The organism is Novosphingobium aeonii, from assembly GCF_052279045.1.
Taxonomy (GTDB): domain Bacteria; phylum Pseudomonadota; class Alphaproteobacteria; order Sphingomonadales; family Sphingomonadaceae; genus Novosphingobium.
This window is the reverse complement of sequence record NZ_CP176833.1, coordinates 1650015-1667632: the sequence shown is the minus strand read 5'-3', so window position 1 is coordinate 1667632 and position 17618 is coordinate 1650015. Positions and strand designations below refer to the sequence as shown.

The following is a 17618-nucleotide window of genomic DNA, read 5'->3' as shown; positions in this document are numbered from 1 at the left end:
GGGGAGCCTGCCGGTTAAAATCAGCGCTCGAAGCGCTGTGTGTCGGTAGGCATTTGGCAATTAAAGGGCGAAGAGGTCGTATTCAGATCCGAAACAGTGCCTGATCGCGGTAGCGGCTCAACCGGCACGCCGTAGCGGTCGAGGTCGGCGAACAGGAGCTCCAGCTGGGAACTCCAAGGTATCAAACCTATGTACGCGACGTTCGGCATCTCCTCACCAAAAAGAGCAAGGGCGTCCCATGCGGCATCAAAATACCGCACGGCGAAGCCGCGGTGGTCAAGATCGCGGATGCTGTCCATTGCCATCTCATGCGAGCCAGCAAGTACTAGTGCCACCGGCGTCCCTATTGTATCTCGTGCCATGCAAAGACAATGCGGTGGAATCCGATTTGGCTCCCGAGGGTGAGACAAAATAGGCTTGATCTGAGTTAAGCAACCGTTCGGCCGGCAGCTGAATTTGACGCGGTGCTTCATAACGCCACGCATTCAGAACGTACTTAAGATAGGGAACCCAGTCGGCCGATTTGCAAGCTGTCTGAAAGTGATCTGGAGTGGAAGGGGTCCTAGCTAACTGGCCGATGGCACTGCTTTAGCTTGCCAAAGCCGAAATACTTACAAGGACGGAAAATCGGGTCGACATCGACGGGTTCTTCGCGCCGAAGCACCGGGTCTGCGCAGCAGATCGAAGCGTAGCACGATGGCGTACCAGGCGATGCGCTGGTGGCTGGGGAACTTTGTCGCAGTGCTGGCCTTTCCTCCGCAAAGGAGAACGCTCATGAACGGTCAAACATCCATCGGGCCAGCCATCTCGTCGGGCGATGGTGCGAATGTCGAAACTCAAAACAGCGAAGTCGTAGAAGGAGTGGACGCGCAGAAAACAAGTGAACTCGAAGTCCGGGGTCTAAAGGGGGTGACCTGCCCCCCGAAAGGTCCCTCATTCTGATGTAGAGTCTGCCCACGAGAAGGAGCAGACGCATGAGGAAAAGCCGTTTCACCGATGCGCAGATTATCGGGATGATCAAGGAGCAGGAGGCTGGACTTCCAACGGTGGAGGTTTGCCGGAAGCACGGGCTGAGCACGGCGACCTTCTACAAGCTGAAGGCGAAGTACGGCGGCATGGAGGTATCAGCCGCCCATCGGTTGCGGCAATTGGAGGACGAGAACGGCAAGCTGAAGCGGCTCCTGGCCGACAGCATGCTAGACAACGCGATCCTGAAAGACCTGCTGGGAAAAGGCTGACGACGCCGGGCCAGCGGCGCGACGTGGCGCTCGGTGTGATGCGGGACGACCAAGTCTCGCAGCGTCGGGCCTGCGTGCTGATTGGCGTCGCCCCCAAGACGGTCAGGCGCGAACGCCCGCCGGACCACGGAGCCATCCGCGAAGCCATGCGAGAAATCGCAGGGCAGCGCCGTCGGTTCGGCTATCGTCGGATCGGCGTCATGCTGGAGCGCAAGGGCATGAGCATGAACCACAAGAAGCTCTACCGACTATATCGAGAGGAAGGTTTGTCCGTGCGCCGACGGCGTGGCCGCAAGCGTGCCCGGGGCAGTCGTACGCCAGTGCCCGGGGCACTTCGCCCCGGTGACCGCTGGTCGATGGACTTTGTCGCCGATACGTTTGGCGCGTCGCGCAAGTTCAGGATTTTGGCGATCAACGATGATTGCTGCCGGGAGAACCTGTGCTTGGTCGCGGACACCAGCATCTCGGGAGCTCGAGTGGCGCGCGAACTGGATGCTCTGGTTCGCCTACACGGGAAACCGGCTTGCATTGTCAGTGACAACGGCACTGAATTTACGAGCCGGGCGATCCTGCAGTGGGCCAGCAAGAACAAGGTCGAGTGGCATTACATCGACCCCGGAAAACCCCAGCAGAACGGCTTCATCGAAAGCTTCAACGGCTCATTGCGCGATGAGCTGCTCAACGAGGAACTGTTCGACAGCCTGGCCGATGCCCGTCGGAAGCTGAGCATCTGGCGCTACGACTATAACCATGTTAGGCCCCACTCATCGTTAGGAAATCGAACGCCTGCACAAGCGCGTCGGACGTTCGTGCAGGACGATAGCATTACGCCCAACGCGCTTGTGCAGGCGAGCGCGCCGGAATATTCAACCGCAAGGCTCTCGTTATGATCGAGGGACCGCCGGGGGGCAGATCCAGGGAAAGTCCCGCAAAGCTCCAGCGATCGAGTCATCGCCCGAAAAGCAGGGCGACTGTGAAGGCTCTTCATCGCAGGAAGGAGGCGAACCTCCAAGCAATGATCCGAACGAGCGCAGCGACATGATTTCCGAGCGTCGCCATCCAGGTATTCACGGCGGTGGCGGTGACGTCGGTCGCAAGCCTCGCTAGTGGGTGAGGATCGGAGATTGTTCTGGTGGGTAACCGGGTGCTGCCGTGTTCTTTCGGCTGAGATAGCGATGGCGAGATCGAAGCTGCCTCCGGCAAAAAAATCGTCTTGATATAAGTTAACAGGACGGAACCCCTCGCTCGGTTGGCGAATTGTGCCGCAGAACCCAAGATCCGACCGAGGGGATACATGGAATTCACGAAAGTCGTTCCGTCGCCCAGTGGAGTACTTTCCATCGTTCTGGCCGGCGGCAAAGGAAGCCGTCTCCACGATCTGACGGACTGCGAAGCGAAGCCGGCAATTCCGATTGGCCCCAATCTCCGGCTGATCGATTTCACTCTGGCAAATGTCGTCAATTCCGGATTGCGGAAGGCGATGGTGCTGACCCAGCATGCGCCTGCCACGCTGCACGATCATCTGGAGCGATCGTGGCAGTCCAACCATGCCTCATGCACGTTCACGGTGCTCGATGGATCGGACCACGGGCCATTCGCCGGAACGGCCCACGCGGTGGCCAGCGTGATGGATCGGATCGACCGCGAGCCGCCCGAACACGTGGTGGTGCTGGCCGGCGATCACCTCTACCAGATGGACTATCGGCCTTTGGTGCAGCGGCATGTCGATCAGGCCGCATCGGTAACGGTCGGTGTCGTTCATGTACCGGTATCGCAGGCGAGCGAGTTCGGCATTTTGGCCGTCAACACATCCGACCGCATCACTGCCTTCGTCGAGAAACCCCGGATCGCGCCCGCAGTCAGGGATCGGCCGGGCCATGCGCTGGCGTCGATGGGCATCTACGTGTTCAAGTGGGACGTGCTGCGCGCACTGTTGCAGGCGATGGTGACGACAGTGCCCGATCTGGATTTCGGAAAGCACATCGTCCCCCACCTGGTCGCGGCGGGAACCGCCTTTGCCTACGCCTTGCCCGGAAGGGGCGGGGAGGAACCGCTATGGCAGGATCTGGGCACCCTCGATGCCTACCACGCGGTGCAGATGAGGCTGGCGGCAGGCGGGCTGGTCCTCGATCCCGCATGGCCCGTGGCCGGTCGAGCGGATGATCGTCCAATCGGGGCGGGCGGAGGCTCACTCCTGCGAAACGTCGCGGTTCTGCCGGGCGCGCGCATCGGGCGGTGGGTATCCATGTCCAACGCGATCGTGACAGCCGATGCGCTAGTTCCCGATGGCTTCAACCTTGATGAGACCATAGCCGAGTTCGGCGACTGGTGCATCGTTTCCCCCGGTGGCATCCGTCTGGTTTCTGCAAGGGCACTGCGGCATCTCGCTGTCCTGCGGCACAAGCGCAGGATCCTTCCGGAAAGGCCGTCGATCAGGGGCATCGGAGAAATCCCGGCTCCTGCAATCATCCCCGTCATCCCGGCGGCCTGACGCGATGACGTTCGCTTTCTCCAAGCCGGACCGGCAATATCACGAACTGGGTGCGGAGTTCACGGGGGAGGGCACGCACTTCGCGATCTTCTCTGAAAATGCCGAGGCCATGGAACTGTGCCTGTTTTCCGAGGACGGCGAAGAGGAAGTCGCCCGGCTGGAAATGCCGAGCCGCGAAGGCTCGATCTTCTCCGGCTATGTGCCCGGCGCGTTACCCGGCCAGCTTTACGGCTATCGCGCCCATGGAGCCTACGAGCCCAATCGCGGCCATCGCTTCAATGCCAACAAGCTTCTGCTCGATCCTTATGCGCGCGAAATTGCCGGCAGCCTGCAATGGGACGACGCTCTGTGGGGCTATGATCTTTCGGGCGGCGACGATCTGACGTTCGACGTTCGCGATTCCGCGCCCTTCATGATCAAGGGCGTGGTGCAGGACCCGGCGTTCGATTGGGAGGGAGACAACTCCATCCGTCGGCCCTGGGGTGAAACGCTGGTTTACGAGGCGCACGTTCGCGGGCTCACCATGCTCCACCCCGATGTGCCGGAGGAACTGCGCGGCACGTATGCGGGCATGGTCAGCGAACCGATCCTGGATCACCTGCGCAAGCTGGGCGTTTCGGCGATCGAACTGTTGCCCTGCCAATTCTTCCTCGATGACCGCATGCTGCTGGACAAGGGGCTATCGAACTACTGGGGGTATCAGACGCTGGGCTACTTCGCGCCGGAGCCGCGTTATCTGGGGCCCGGTCGCAGGGGAGGACACGGAGGCTCCGGGGCGATCCGCCAGTTCAAGGACATGGTGAAGCGGTTCCACCAAGCCGGCATCGAAGTGATCATGGACGTAGTCTACAATCACACCGCCGAAGGGTCCGAGCGCGGGCCGACGCTCAGCTTTCGGGGGCTGGATAACGCCAGTTACTACGTCCTTTCGCCCGAAAACCCCCGCTACAGCTTCGACCAGACCGGCACGGGTAATACCCTTAGCGTGGCGCATCCGATGGTCATGCGCATGGTGCTCGATTCTCTGCGCTACTGGGTGCAAGTGATGCATGTGGACGGGTTTCGCTTCGACCTTGCTTCCACTCTCGGCCGTGAAGCGATGGGCTTCGACCGCGAAGGCGGCTTCTTCGATGCGATCCGGCAGGATCCGATCCTCTCCGGTATAAAGCTGATCGCCGAGCCGTGGGACGTGGGCAGTGGCGGCTATCAAGTCGGCGGCTTTCCCTATCCCTTCCGCGAATGGAACGACAAGTTCCGCGATACCGCGCGCGGTTTCTGGCGCGGCGATCCGGCACTGGTGGGAGACCTTGCCAATCATCTGATCGGATCGCCCGAACAGTTCAACCACTCCGATCGGGGTGCGACCTCTTCGGTCAACTTCCTTGCGGCCCACGACGGTTTCACGCTGCTCGACACCGTCTCCTACAACGAACGCCGCAATGATGCGAACGGAGAGGGCGGCGCGGACGGGCACGACAACAACCTCTCCCATGACATGGGCGTGGAAGGGCCGACCGAAGACGCCGGCATCAACGAGGCCCGGGCCCGCCGCCGCCGCGCCATGCTGGCGACGCTGCTGCTCAGCCAGGGCGTGCCGATGATCCTTGCCGGCGACGAATTCGGCAACAGCCAGCACGGCAACAACAACGTCTACTGCCAGGACAATGAGATCGCCTGGGTGGATTGGGCGGACAAGGACGACGCGTTGCTGGCGTTCAGCGCCCGCATGGTGGGCTTTCGGCGCGACCACCCGGTGCTCTCGCAGGACAACTTCCTGAATGGTGACCCCGTCGAGGATGGCCGGGTCGAAATTGCCTGGCACCAGCCCGACGGGCGGGAGATGGACGCCGAATTATGGGCCCAGACCGAACTGCGCGTGCTGGGCCTCTTCCTGACTTATTCCGCGCAGGAGGCCTTTGTCGAGGGCGAGCGGCCGCTGTTCATCGTGCTCAACGCCGGTGACGAGGTGACCTTTACGCTGCCGGGCCACAACGGCATCGCGAACTGGCACCGCGTGGTGGATAGCTCCCGCAACGAGGCCTTCGAAGCCGAGGCGGTGGAGAACGGTACGGCGATCATCCCCGCCGCCAGCGTCAGCGTCTTCGCACCGGCGTGAGGCGGATGCCGGTCAAGACATCGGTCCGCACAACAAAGTCCTGGGGTGCTTCACCGCTGGTCGACGGCCGTTGGCGCTTTCGTCTCTGGGCGCCGGACGCGAAGGCGGTCGCGGTCGAGCTACCAACCGGCAGCAACGATCTCGAGCGGCAGGGCGAGGGCTGGTGGAGCGTCGAAACCGACGCCCAGGCGGGTGACAGCTATCGTTTCGTCGTCGATGGCTTCGCTTATCCCGATCCCGCCGCACGCACGCAGCAGGGAGATGTCCACGGCCCCTCTCTATTGGTCGATCCCGAGGGCTTTGCATGGCGTAACCAATGGGCGGGGCTGCCGTGGACCCAAGCGGTTATCTACGAAATGCATCTTGGCACATTCACGGGGGACGGTACTTTCGCGGCCGCCACAGCGTGGCTTTGCCGCCTGCGCGATTTGGGCGTCACGCTGATTGAACTGATGCCAGTTGCCCAGTTCGACGGCCGGTATGGCTGGGGATACGATGGCGTTTTGCCTTATGCCACTCATAGCGCCTATGGCTCGCCTGACGATTTGCGTCGCTTTGTCGACGCCGCGCACGGCTTGGGAATGGGGGTTTTGCTGGATGTGGTCCACAATCATCTTGGCCCTTCCGGCAACTATCTGGCGGCTTGGTGCCCATCCTTCTTCCATCCCGATCGCCGCTCGCCGTGGGGTCAGGGCATCGCTTACGAGACGGCAGCCGTGCGGGATTTCTTCATCGAGAATGCGCTGTACTGGCTGGCCGACTATCGGCTCGACGGGCTACGGCTGGATGCGGTGCATGCAATAGAGGATCGTTCGCCGGTCCATTTCCTGGACGAACTGGGCCAGCGCGTTCGGGCAGTTGATTGGGGCCGTCCGATCCACCTCATTACCGAGGACGAGCGTAATCTGACGCGTTATTTCGGCAAGGGCGCCCCCTTCGATGCCACATGGAACGACGATTGGCACCACGCCGTCCATTGCCTGCTGACGGGTGAGGAAGAAAGCTATTACGCCCCGTTCGCCGCCGACCCCCTGGCCGACATCGAAACCGCCCTGTGCGACGGTTACGTGGAGCAGGGGCAGCCCCGCCCGGCCACGGATACATTGCGTGGGGAACCTTCTGCAGACGCTCCGCCGACCAAGGTGAGCGATGTTAACAAAATTTGCAGGATAATAATTGGGGAGCTTCAGGAGATCATCATTGAGGCTCCATAACTCCCCTGCGATCTAATTTTATTGGGCCAAGTATGGCACTGACTTCCACCAGCTATCGTCTTGGAGGGTTCGAATTGGGTTGGAGATCTTGTTCAAAACTTGCGCTTCCGCTAGTCGTGAAATTCATGATTTCGTCTTTGTCCGGATTGTATCGGTACCAACGCTTCAAGGCGGCACCATTCGGATCGCCTGTCTTCACGAAATTAACCAGATAGGAACTGATGGTTGTGCCCATGCCGTTGTCGCTAGGCGTCGTGTTTTCCCGGTATTTAATTGCCTGAGTATCTAGGAAGAATGGTATATCGCTGGCGTGACCCGCGCCGAACCGATTAAGCGATTCTGCCACATACGAAAATCGGTAAGCATAAACAGGCACCCCCGCGCGAGTGAGGGTAGTGGCCACCCGCCGTGCGCCCGCGATCATCGGTCCGGTTGGCCCGCCTATATCCGCGCTCGTCGCACCAACCATCACAGGCACGTGATTGAATCGCCCGGATTCGAATGCGGCTATCGGGTTTACTGCGATGCGCCCATCTGCGAAAGGTCCCGCGTAGGTGGGGCCCCTATGCATAAGATTGAGTCCGTCCACAACTTGTTCGGCGGGCAGTGCGCGCAACTTTGCCAGGGCACTGGCGTCATTCGCGGCGATGCCTTTAGCTTCGCCGAAAGCCACTGCCGCCTTTTCAGCTGCAGAGGCATCGGGTTCGAGGAGTGATCTGCCGTCGCCACCAGACATTATCACCGCACCGGCGAGAAGCCCCTTCGTCTCTGGCGATACGGGTAGGTTCTGCGCGGAGGATCCTCCCGCGCTCTCGCCCACGACGGTAATCCTCGCCGTGACCGGCCCCCACCGAGTGGTCCGGGTTGTTTGTTAGTGTAAGATTGCCTCCGGCGCCATGGCTGGCCGTAGGTGCAGCGTAGCGGAACCGGAGGGCAGCCATGGCGCCGTCGCCGTCTCCGGGGCCGGCGGTCGATACCCCAGCGAACTATGAGGCCTGACGGTGTTGTAGTGCCGCCGCCAGGCCTCGATCAGGATCTTCGCCTCGGCCAAGGTGTAGAAGATCTCCCCGTTCAAGAGCTCATCACGCATCGAGCCGTTGAAGGACTCACAGTAGCCATTTTCCCATGGGCTGCCGGGTGTAATGTAGAGCGTTTTCACGCCGATCTTCGCCAGCCATTGCTGCACGGCATTGGCGATAAATTCAGGGCCATTGTCTGACCGTATGTGCGCCGGCGGCCCCCGTGTGACGAACAACTCGGCGAGAGTCGCCAGCACGTCCTCGCTGCGCAGCCGTCGCGCGATGGGTAAGGCGAGGCACTCGCGGCTGGCCTCGTCGATGATCGACAGGATGCGGAACTTGCGGCCATCATGTGTGCGTCCCTCGACGAAGTCGTAAGACCACACATGGCCCGGATATTCCGGTCGCAGGCGGATACATGATCCGTCGTTGAGCCAGAGCCTTCCACGCTTCGGTTGCTTCTGCGGCACCTTGAGCCCTTCACGGCGCCAGATGCGCTCCACCCGTTTGCGGTTCACATGCCAACCGGCATCGCGCAGCAAGGCCGTCACCCGGCGATAGCCATAGCGGCCATACTGCCGGGCAAGCGCGATGATATCCTCGGTCAGGGCTGCTTCGTCATCCGCCCCACGCGGCGTTTTGCGCTGCGTCGATCGATGTTGCCCGAGCACGCGGCAGACCCGCCGCTCGGACACCGGCATCATGCCCCGGATATGATCGATACAGCGCCTGCGGCGCGCGGGGCTCAGAAGTTTCCCCGCGAGGCCTCCTGTAGGATCAACTTGTCCAGCGTCAGATCTGACACCGCCCGCCGCAACCGAGCGTTTTCCTTCTCAAGCTCTTTCATGCGCCGAGCCTGGTCCATCTTCAGGCCGCCATACTCCTTGCGCCAGCGGTAGTAGCTCTGCTCGGTGACGCCGATCCGGCGACACGCATCCGCCACCGTTCCGCCCTGCGCCAGCACGATCTCCGCTTCACGCAGCTTGCCGATGATCTCTTCCGGCTTGTGCTTCCTCGCCATTCAAGTCCTCCTTCGTGGCCAAATCTAAAACAGATTTTGGGCCACTCAGAAGGGGGCAGATCAACTGGCATGCGGTCGTTGAGATCCAGCATGGCCTCGTGCGCGGGAACCGTCATCATCGAGAAAACGTGTCCCCATTCGTCGCTACGCCGCCAGATGCCGGCGACTGCGAAAATCTCCTCGCCGGGTAGCGAGAACCAGGTCCGGGTCATCTTTCCTTTTTTACCTTCCGGTTCGGCCCAGGCGGTTATTGGAACGAGGCAGCGACGCCGCGCAAAGCTCCCGCGCCAGAACTTCGAACCGATCTTGTCTGCACGCGCATTGTAGATGGGGTGAGGCTTCAGCATCTCGCCGGTCACTTTGCTTGGATCGGTACGCGGGAAGCCCCAGGCCATCGCCCGGACTTGGCTTTGGGAAATTACCAAGCCGGGGCCTGTCGGTGCCACCACCTCGAGATAATTGGCCCCGCTCGACGGCTCGGTGTCGAAAAGCGCGGCGATCGCGCTGGCCGGGGTCGTCAGGCGATAGAGGTTGCAGATGGGAGCATCCTTTCAAAACCAATCCTACGCCTGCGGGGAAGCTCGGCAAAGAGTGAGCGTTCGCTGCCGGTGCTTCGTGCATTCCGATTCGCTCATCTCAAAGTCCCAGTGCATGTGGCTCTGCCCGGAACTGGAAGCGTCAGGCATCTGCGCGGCGTAAAATCTTTCCTCCTTATCGCCTGAATTTCGGGCGCTTTCGTGCCCGCAGATTGCCACGTTCCAGGCGCGGCGTTGACTCTTAGTCTGAATGGAACAAAAGAAGAACACAAATTCCATCGCAGAGCCACAAGGAGGCCCTTCATGACGGAGCGAGGGTCGCCATCTCGCATTGACGCCTTGCGCGCCCGGATCGCCGAGATCGAGGGTGGAGACAGGCGCGCGCGCGATGTCCTGCCGTTTGGACTCGACGCGATCGATGCCAAGCTACCCGGCGGAGGGCTTGCGCTGGGTTCGCTCCATGAAGTGGCCGGCGGCGCCCAGGGCGTGACCGACGGCGCGGCTGCAGCCTTGTTCGCCGCCGGGATCATGGCGCGCGCCGAAGGCAAGATTCTCTGGTGCATGACCAAGGCCGATCTCTTCGCGCCGGCCATCGCCCAGGCTGGGCTCGATCCTGATCGTGTCATCTATCTTGAAGCGCAGGATGAGACTTCGGTGCTCGCCTGCTTCGAGGAGGGGCTGCGCCATGGTGGGCTCGGCGGTGTGGTTGCCGAGGTGTCACGGCTCTCGATGCCGGTATCTCGCCGCCTGCTGCTGGCCGCGGAAACCAGCGGCGCGATCGGGATCGCGCTGCGCCGTTGGCGGAGGCACGAGGATGCGGCCGATTTCGGGCAGCCGACGGCGGCGGCGACGCGCTGGCGAGTGACGGCGGTCCCGTCGGAAATCTTGCCGGTGCCCGGCGTCGGGCGGTCGCGCTGGTTCGTCGAGCTCATCCGGTGCCGGGCTGGCGAGAGCGCCGATTTTCTTCTGGAATCCTGTGATGAGACAGGTCGTCTCGCTCTTCCTGCCGACCTGGCCGATCGACCGGCTGCGGCGCAGGCTTGGGCGGCAAGCACCGCCGCCTGACGCGCCGCTGGTCTTGGCAGGCATGGAAGGGCGGCGCCGCGTGCTGACAGCAGCAAGCATGCCTGCGCGCGCGCTTGGCCTGCACGTAGGCATGGCGGTGACCCAGGCGCAGGCGCTGGTGTCCGATTTGCTGCTCATGGATGCCGACCCTCCAGCCGATGAAGAGGCGCTGGAGCGCCTCGCGGTCTGGTCGCTGCGCAAATACTCGCCGCTCATTGCGCTCGATGCGCCTGATGGGTTGATGCTCGACGTGACCGGGGCAACCCATAGCTACGGCCGGACCGAGGGACTGCTTGCCGACATGCTGCGCCGGCTCGCGGAAGTGGAGACCGCCGCGCGCGCCGTCTGCGCGCCGACCTACGGGGCTGCGCATGCACTTGTCCGGTTCGGGGGCGAGATGTTGCGCCCCGAAGGACTTGCCGTCGTCGATCCCGCAGACCTTGTCGAAGCAGTTGCGCGCCTGCCGCTTGCGGCCCTTCGCCTGGAGGCCAAGGCCATCGAAATCCTCGCCGCGCTGGGCATTGAGGCAATCGCCGAACTGGAGGCAATGCCGCGTGCCTCGCTCGCCTTGCGGTTCGGTTCCGATCCCGGCCGGCGGCTCGACCAGATTTATGGGAGGCTGTCCGAACCTTTCGAGCCGGTCGAGGCGCCGAAACAGATCGAGGTCGAGCGCCGCTTTGCTGAACCGATCGGGGCCCCGGAGACGATCGCGCGTTACACCCGCAAACTGGTCGAGGCGCTCTGCCAGGTGCTGGAGGAGGCGGGGTTAGGCGCGCGCCGGCTCGATCTTCGCTTTCACCGCGTCGACAATGCCGTCCAGGCCATCCGCGCCGGCCTTGCCAAGGCGAGCCGCGAGAAGAAGCAGCTAGCCCGGCTGCTGTGCGATAGGATTGAAACCGTCGATCCCGGCTATGGCATCGAGCGCATGGTCCTGGCTGCGCCGGTGATCGAGCCGCTGGGCCTGCGGACCATGTCGAGTCTCGGCGACAAACCCGTTCCCGACGTATCCGCGCTCGTCGATATCCTCGGCAATCGGGTTGGCGAGGAGCGGTTGTTCCGTGTCGCCGCGCGCGAGAGCCATATTCCCGAGCGTTCGGTGATGCGCATTGCGCCGATGGCGGATCCGACGTTGCTGCGCTGGCCTGAGCGCTGGCCGCGTCCGGTGCGCTTGTTTGCAAGACCCGAGGCGATCGAGACAATGGCGCTTCTACCCGACCATCCGCCGGTTCATTTTGTGTGGCGCGGCGTGCGTCGGCGTGTGAAGCGAGCCGACGGGCCCGAGCGCATTTATGGCGAATGGCATTTGAGCGAAGCGGAATGGCTAAGCGTGCGCGACTATTTCCTCGTCGAGGACGAGACAGGCGCACGCTACTGGGTCTTCCGGCAGGGCGACGGGATGGATGCCGCCACCGGCAGGCAGGACTGGTTCCTGCATGGAATCTTTGCCTGAGAAACGCGGGGGAAATGCCGATATCAAGCGACTAATGGCCTGCAGTAAGCCATCCTCGATGGGGGGATTGCATTGAGATAACAGCAGTTTTTCGTTTTGTTTTAGGTCGTATGTTGTACCGCGTACGACAATCGGGCGCGGCGGATCAGGCGTTTTTCGGGGGAAACATGCAAGCTAGGTGGTACAAGTGGGGTTCTCGTGTCGTACGTTTGCTGCAATTTGGCGCGGCGGGTGTTGCAGCGACGGTTCTCGTCAACTTCCAGCCCGACGTGGTTGTCGGCTTCGCGATCGATGGCCCGAACAGCCCTTGGCAAATCGACGACCATTTGAACTGCGAGGCCGACCCCGCCTCACTTAGCAGTAAGCATCCCGGAACAAATGAATTTGATGACATTCACCGAATTGCCGGCGGCGTCCCCATTCTTGGGCGGCTCTGTCTGAAAGCGCGTGTGTCCGATCAAGGCGAAATGCTGATCCCGGTCAGCGAGGAGGGGAGCGGGTGGACCGGCTGGCCCAAGGACGAGGCCACGCGGTATGCCCAAGGAATGGCAGCCGGTTTCGATCCAACCTCCGACGTCGATCGACAGGCTGCCGTGATCGCAGAGAAGCAGGCATATGTTATCTGGCGGGAGCGGATTCTGGATACGCTCGGTGCCGCTTTAGCCGTTATAGCCGGACTCGAAGTGTTCTGGCGACTGGCCGCGTGGCTCGTAAACGGCGTTGTCGGCATTCCAAAACGAAAGCAATCCGAGGCTGCCTGATCCGGCTGTTTGCGGGCAGAATATTGGGGCAGCAAAGCGTACAGGACGAAAAAAAGCCGGCCACGAGGGCCGGCTTGGAAAGTCTTTGGGAGAGGATGCCTGAAAGGCCCCCGCCATATGTGGGCGAACGATCTTCCGATCAAATGCAAGGAGTGCAACCAGTGTTGCCCAATCTGATTGCGTTTTATAAAATCGGCATAAGACGCAGTGCTTGGGTGCGGCACGGCGCGAATATCGGGAATGTTCCCTAAATGTTCCATTCGTGCTAACAGCGAGGAATGGCCGAGTCTCCGCCCAGAAAGATCATCCACGTCGACATGGACGCCTTCTTTGCGTCGGTCGAGCAACGCGACGATCCGGCGCTGAGGGGCAAGCCGGTGGCTGTCGGCTATCCGGCCGCACGCGGTGTGGTAGCGGCGGCAAGCTATGAGGCTCGTGTCTTCGGTGTGCGCTCGGCTCTGCCTTCAGTCACGGCGAAGAGGCGCTGCCCTGACCTCATCTTCGTGCCGCCGCGCTTCAATGTGTATAAGGAGGTCTCGCGGCAGATCCATGCGATCTTCGCCGATTACACCGATCTCATTCAGCCGCTCTCGCTCGACGAGGCCTATCTCGATGTGACCCCCAATCGTCAGGCGATTGCCACCGCCTGGCTGACCGCCAAGGAAATCCGTGCGCGGATCCTGGAGGAAACGGGCCTCACGGCGTCTGCCGGCATTTCCTACAACAAGTTCCTCGCCAAACTTGCCTCCGATCAGAAGAAACCCAACGGCCAGTTCGCCGTAACGCCCGATATGGGCGGCGCCTGGGTAGAGAGCCTGCCGGTGAAGCGCTTCTACGGCGTGGGCCCCGTCACCGCGCGCAAGATGGAGGCGCTTGGCATTGAGACCGGCGCCGATCTGCGCGCCAAGACGCTCGCCTTCCTGCAAGAGCATTTCGGTAGCTCGGCCGAATGGTACTACCAGATTGCGCGCGGCATCGATGAGCGACCGGTCAATCCGGATCGGGAACGCAAGTCGTCAGGCAGCGAGACGACGTTCGAGCGTGATCTGGTCGCAGATACGGAGATCGAGGCCGGCGTGCTGGGCCAGGCCGACGATGTCTGGACCTGGTGCGAACGGGCGCAGTCCTTCGGTCGGACGGTGACCGTGAAGGTCAAATACGCCGACTTCCAGCAGATCACGCGCAGCAAGACTTTTCCGGCGACCGTGCGCAGTCATGCGCAGCTGCGCGAAGCAAGCCTCGCACTCGTTCGCCAGGTGCTGCCGACCGAAAAGGGCGTACGCCTTGTCGGCGTGACGGTATCGGGCTTCGAGCAACAGGAAGCGGGCGCCGCGCTGCCCCTGTTTGCGGATGGGCTCGCCTGAGAAAGCCTTGCTGAAGGGCTAAACAGCCATGCGCTATGCCGAACTCCAATGCGCCTCGCATTTCTCGTTCCTGCGCGGGGCTTCGAGTTGCGAGGAACTGTTTGCCACGGCAGCGGCGCACGGGCTTGAGGCGCTCGCCATCACCGACCGCAACAGCCTCGCCGGGATCGTGCGCGCCTACGATGCCGCGCGATCGACGGGCGTCCGCCTCATCGTCGGTTGCCGGCTCGACCTCACCGAAGGGCACTCACTCCTCGTCTATCCCATGGGCCGGGCTGGCTATGCCCGCCTTTGCCGCCTCCTCAGCCGGGGCAAGCAGCGGGGCGGGAAGGGCAAGTGCCTGATCGGCTGGGACGATGTGGCGGACCATGCCGAAGGGCTGCTGGCGATCCTGCTGCCGGGCGAAGTTCAGGACGCCGAGGGTGTCATTGGCCGCTTCGAACGGATCTTCTCGGGCCGGTGCTATCTCGCCCTGACGCTGCATCGCCGGCCCGGCGACCAGATGCGGCTTCACGCCCTGTCCAACCTGGCCGCACGGCACCAAGTGGCGACCGTCGTCACCGACGATGTCCTCTACCATCATCCCCATCGCCGCGTACTGCAGGAGGTTATGACCTGCATTCGCCATCGCTGCACGATCGACGAACTCGGCGCGCGGCGCGAAACCAATGCCGACCGTTTCCTCATGCCGCCTGCCGAGATGTACCGGCTCCATGGCCGCTATGAAGCGGCACTGGCGCGCACCATCGAGATCGCCGAGCGCTGCCGCTTCTCGCTGGGCGAACTGCGCTACCAATACCCCGAGGAAACCGCGATCCCCGGCCTGACCTCGCAGCAAGTCCTCGAAAAGCTGACCTGGGAAGCGGCCGCAGAGCGCTATCCCGAAGGCCTCCCGGACGAGGTGGCGCGGCTGCTACGGCACGAACTCTCGCTCATCGGCGAGCTTGGTTATGCCCCGTACTTCCTGACGGTCAATTCGATCGTCCGCTTCGCGCGCAGCCGTGAAATCCTGTGCCAGGGCAGAGGTTCGGCGGCCAACAGCGCGGTCTGCTATGTGCTTGGCATTACCTCGATCGATCCTGCGCGCTCCGATCTGCTATTCGAGCGCTTCATCAGCCAGGAGCGCAAGGAGCCGCCCGACATCGACGTCGACTTCGAGCACGAGCGGCGCGAAATCGTCATGCAGTGGGTTTTCGAGACTTATGGGCGTAATCACGCAGCGCTTTGCTCCACGGTCATCCGCTACCGCGCCAAGGGCGCCATCCGCGATGTCGGGAAGGCGCTCGGCCTCTCCGAAGACCTCATCAAGTCGCTGTCCGGTCAGATGTGGGGCTGGAGCGAAGACGGCGTCGAGGACCGCCACGTCAAGGAATTGAACCTCAATCTCGGTGATCGGCGGCTGCGGCTTGCCATCGACCTTGCGCGCGAGCTGATCGGGACGCCCCGGCACCTGTCGCAGCATCCGGGCGGCTTCGTGCTTACCCATGACCGGCTCGACGAACTGGTTCCGATTGAGCCGGCGGCCATGCCGGACCGTCAGGTCATCGAATGGGACAAGGACGATATCGACATCCTGAAGTTCATGAAGGTCGATTGCCTGGCCCTCGGCATGCTGACCGCCATGAAGCGTGGGTTCAATTTCCTCAGCCAGCACAAGGGCATCGAGATGGATCTCAGCACCATCCCGCCCGAGGACCCACGCACGCCATGATCCGCGCAGCCGATACGCTCGGCGCCTTCCAGATCGAAAGCCGCGCGCAGATGGCGATGCTGCCGCACATCAAGCCGCGCACGTTCTACGATCTCGTCATCGAGGTCGCGATCGTCCGGCCCGGGCCGATCCAGGGCGACATGGTCCATCCCTATCTGCGCCGGCGTGCCGGCAAGGAACCGATCCATTACCCCAAGCCCGAACTCGAAAAGGTCCTCGGCAAGACTTTGGGCGTCCCGCTGTTCCAGGAGCAGGCCATGCGGGTCGCGATCGAGTGCGCGGGCTTTACCCCGACCGAGGCTGACCAGCTGCGGCGCGCCATGGCGACATTCAAGTTCACCGGCGGCGTCTCGAAATTCAAGGAGAAGCTCGTCACCGGCATGACCGAGCGCGGCTACACCGCCGAGTTCGCCGAGAAGACCTTTGGCCAGCTTGAGGGCTTCGGCAGCTATGGCTTTCCCGAGAGCCATGCCGCGAGCTTCGCGCTGATTGCCTATGCATCCTGTTGGCTCAAGTGCTGGCATCCCGATGTCTTCTGCGCCAGCCTGCTCAATGCCCAGCCTATGGGCTTCTATGCTCCGGCGCAGATCGTGGCGGATGCCAAGGCGCACGGGGTCGAAGTGCGGCCGGTCTGCATCAATGCCTCGCGTTGGGATTGCACGCTCGAACCCACCGCGAGCAGCGGCGAGGACGATCGCTTCGCCATGCGCCTCGGCATGCGGATGGTGCGTGGGCTCGCAGAGGCAGATGTGGCAAGGATTGTCGCCGCGCGAGCGGATCAGCCTTACATCAGCGTCGAAGAGCTGTGGCGCCGGGCCGATGTTCCAGCGGCCGCTCTCGGCAAACTCGCCGAGGCTGATGCCTTTCGCCCATCGCTTCGGCTCGCTAGGCGCGAAGCGCTGTGGGCGATCAAGGCGCTGCGCGATGAGCAATTGCCGCTCTTCGCTGCCGCGGAGGCGCGCGGCGACGGTTTCATCCATGAGATCGTCGAGCAGCCGGTTCTGCTGCGTGCGATGACCGAGGGCAGGGAGGTGGTCGAGGACTACGGCCACGTTGGCCTGACGCTCAGGCGCCATCCAGTGGCGTTTCTCCGAGAGGACCTCGACGCCAGGAAGATCGCGCCCTGCCGCTCGCTCGAGAGCATTCGCGATGGGCGCCGTATCTCGCTTGCAGGTCTCGTACTGGTGCGCCAGCGGCCAGGCTCTGCCAAGGGCGTGCTCTTCATCACTATCGAGGACGAGACGGGCATCGCCAACCTCATCGTCTGGCCGCGCATGTTCGAGGAGAACCGCCGGATCGTCATGGGTGCGAGGATGCTGGGCGTCGAGGGCGTGGTTCAGCGAGAGGGAGACGTGATCCACGTCATCGCTAAGACGCTGGTCGATCTGACACCGCTGCTATCTGCCGTGGGGCGCGAGCGCGGCGGCACTCACGACGCGTTCCCGCTGCCTCTCGGGCGCGGCGATGGGGCGAAGAATGGCGGCGGGCCCGATCCGCGCGATCCGGTCGAGAAGCATCCTGCCGCCCGCAACATTCTGGATCCTTTATGCCGAGTTCGGCATAAAGGGATTTATGCCGAGCCCGAGGTTATGCCGAACCCTCTGCAAAAATCGCGGGATTTCCGCTGATCTC

The 17618-nt window shown here is 62.5% G+C and carries 12 protein-coding genes and 1 pseudogene; 9 read left to right on the top strand and 4 right to left on the bottom strand.

What is annotated here, in order from left to right; all coding sequences use genetic code 11:
- Nucleotides 1–20 precede the first annotated feature (20 nt).
- Nucleotides 21–299, bottom strand: coding sequence for a hypothetical protein (locus ACLIMP_RS22715; RefSeq protein WP_185999016.1), 279 nt, complete (start codon nucleotides 297–299; stop codon nucleotides 21–23).
- Nucleotides 300–974: 675 nt separating this feature from the next.
- Between ACLIMP_RS22715 and ACLIMP_RS22710 the strand changes: the two genes are divergently transcribed.
- The 4 genes from ACLIMP_RS22710 (at nucleotide 975) to ACLIMP_RS22695 (ending at nucleotide 7059) form a co-directional block, all read left to right on the top strand.
- Nucleotides 975–2128, top strand: a protein-coding gene (locus tag ACLIMP_RS22710) for an IS3 family transposase (protein ID WP_443478411.1) whose coding sequence is annotated in 2 segments (ribosomal slippage) — nucleotides 975–1233 and nucleotides 1233–2128 — 1155 coding nt in all. Because the reading frame shifts where the segments join, the coding sequence is not laid out codon by codon here.
- A 404-nt stretch (nucleotides 2129–2532) separates the two neighbouring features.
- On the top strand, nucleotides 2533–3729 hold the full coding sequence (locus ACLIMP_RS22705) for a sugar phosphate nucleotidyltransferase (protein WP_443478410.1): 1197 nt from the start codon (nucleotides 2533–2535) through the stop codon (nucleotides 3727–3729).
- A 4-nt stretch (nucleotides 3730–3733) separates the two neighbouring features.
- Nucleotides 3734–5845 carry a glycogen debranching protein GlgX gene (gene glgX / locus ACLIMP_RS22700; RefSeq protein WP_443478409.1) on the top strand — a complete coding sequence of 704 codons (2112 nt, stop codon included), beginning with the start codon at nucleotides 3734–3736 and terminating at the stop codon, nucleotides 5843–5845.
- Between the two features lie 5 nt (nucleotides 5846–5850).
- The gene (locus tag ACLIMP_RS22695) at nucleotides 5851–7059 is read left to right on the top strand and encodes an alpha-amylase family glycosyl hydrolase (RefSeq protein WP_443478408.1); all 1209 of its coding nucleotides are present in this window, start codon (nucleotides 5851–5853) and stop codon (nucleotides 7057–7059) included.
- A gap of 52 nt (nucleotides 7060–7111) precedes the next feature.
- Here ACLIMP_RS22695 and ACLIMP_RS22690 read toward each other — a convergent pair whose 3' ends face one another.
- The 3 genes from ACLIMP_RS22690 to ACLIMP_RS22680 form a co-directional block, all read right to left on the bottom strand.
- Nucleotides 7112–7888: a carboxylesterase family protein gene (locus ACLIMP_RS22690; RefSeq protein ID WP_443478920.1), complete on the bottom strand. Its 777-nt coding sequence runs from the start codon at nucleotides 7886–7888 to the stop codon at nucleotides 7112–7114.
- Nucleotides 7889–7930: 42 nt separating this feature from the next.
- A protein-coding gene (locus tag ACLIMP_RS22685) for an IS3 family transposase (protein ID WP_443478919.1) occupies nucleotides 7931–9042 on the bottom strand; the annotation gives its coding sequence in 2 pieces (ribosomal slippage) (nucleotides 7931–8841 and nucleotides 8841–9042; 1113 coding nt in all).
- Nucleotides 8946–9599 (bottom strand): SOS response-associated peptidase, encoded by a 654-nt coding sequence (locus ACLIMP_RS22680; RefSeq protein WP_443478918.1) that lies wholly within the window; start codon nucleotides 9597–9599, stop codon nucleotides 8946–8948. The genes ACLIMP_RS22685 and ACLIMP_RS22680 overlap by 97 nt, the downstream gene beginning before the upstream one ends.
- 339 nt (nucleotides 9600–9938) lie before the next feature.
- Between ACLIMP_RS22680 and ACLIMP_RS22675 the strand changes: the two genes are divergently transcribed.
- From ACLIMP_RS22675 to ACLIMP_RS22655, 5 genes and pseudogenes are all read left to right on the top strand, one after another.
- The gene (locus ACLIMP_RS22675) at nucleotides 9939–10700 is read left to right on the top strand and encodes an ImuA family protein (RefSeq protein ID WP_185999006.1); all 762 of its coding nucleotides are present in this window, start codon (nucleotides 9939–9941) and stop codon (nucleotides 10698–10700) included.
- Nucleotides 10615–12150, top strand: a complete 1536-nt coding sequence (locus tag ACLIMP_RS22670) for a Y-family DNA polymerase (RefSeq protein ID WP_443478407.1) — start codon at nucleotides 10615–10617, stop codon at nucleotides 12148–12150. Before ACLIMP_RS22675 ends, ACLIMP_RS22670 begins: the two co-directional genes overlap by 86 nt.
- Nucleotides 12151–12317: 167 nt before the next feature.
- Nucleotides 12318–12911: a hypothetical protein gene (locus ACLIMP_RS22665; RefSeq protein WP_185999004.1), complete on the top strand. Its 594-nt coding sequence runs from the start codon at nucleotides 12318–12320 to the stop codon at nucleotides 12909–12911.
- 278 nt (nucleotides 12912–13189) lie between these two features.
- On the top strand, nucleotides 13190–14275 hold the full coding sequence (gene dinB / locus ACLIMP_RS22660) for a DNA polymerase IV (protein WP_185999003.1): 1086 nt from the start codon (nucleotides 13190–13192) through the stop codon (nucleotides 14273–14275).
- 28 nt (nucleotides 14276–14303) lie between these two features.
- A pseudogene (locus tag ACLIMP_RS22655) lies at nucleotides 14304–17614 on the top strand (error-prone DNA polymerase).
- Nucleotides 17615–17618 lie beyond the last annotated feature (4 nt).

What these genes read in the sequence shown, in the direction of transcription:
- ACLIMP_RS22665 (WP_185999004.1), top strand. Translation starts at nt 12,318, where the DNA reads ATGCAAGCTAGGTGGTACAAGTGGGGTTCTCGTGTCGTACGTTTGCTG.
- ACLIMP_RS22675 (WP_185999006.1), top strand. Translation starts at nt 9,939, where the DNA reads ATGACGGAGCGAGGGTCGCCATCTCGCATTGACGCCTTGCGCGCCCGG.
- dinB (WP_185999003.1), top strand. Translation starts at nt 13,190, where the DNA reads ATGGCCGAGTCTCCGCCCAGAAAGATCATCCACGTCGACATGGACGCC.
- glgX (WP_443478409.1), top strand. Translation starts at nt 3,734, where the DNA reads ATGACGTTCGCTTTCTCCAAGCCGGACCGGCAATATCACGAACTGGGT.
- ACLIMP_RS22715 (WP_185999016.1), bottom strand. Translation starts at nt 299, where the DNA reads ATGGACAGCATCCGCGATCTTGACCACCGCGGCTTCGCCGTGCGGTAT.
- ACLIMP_RS22705 (WP_443478410.1), top strand. Translation starts at nt 2,533, where the DNA reads ATGGAATTCACGAAAGTCGTTCCGTCGCCCAGTGGAGTACTTTCCATC.
- ACLIMP_RS22670 (WP_443478407.1), top strand. Translation starts at nt 10,615, where the DNA reads ATGAGACAGGTCGTCTCGCTCTTCCTGCCGACCTGGCCGATCGACCGG.
- ACLIMP_RS22695 (WP_443478408.1), top strand. Translation starts at nt 5,851, where the DNA reads ATGCCGGTCAAGACATCGGTCCGCACAACAAAGTCCTGGGGTGCTTCA.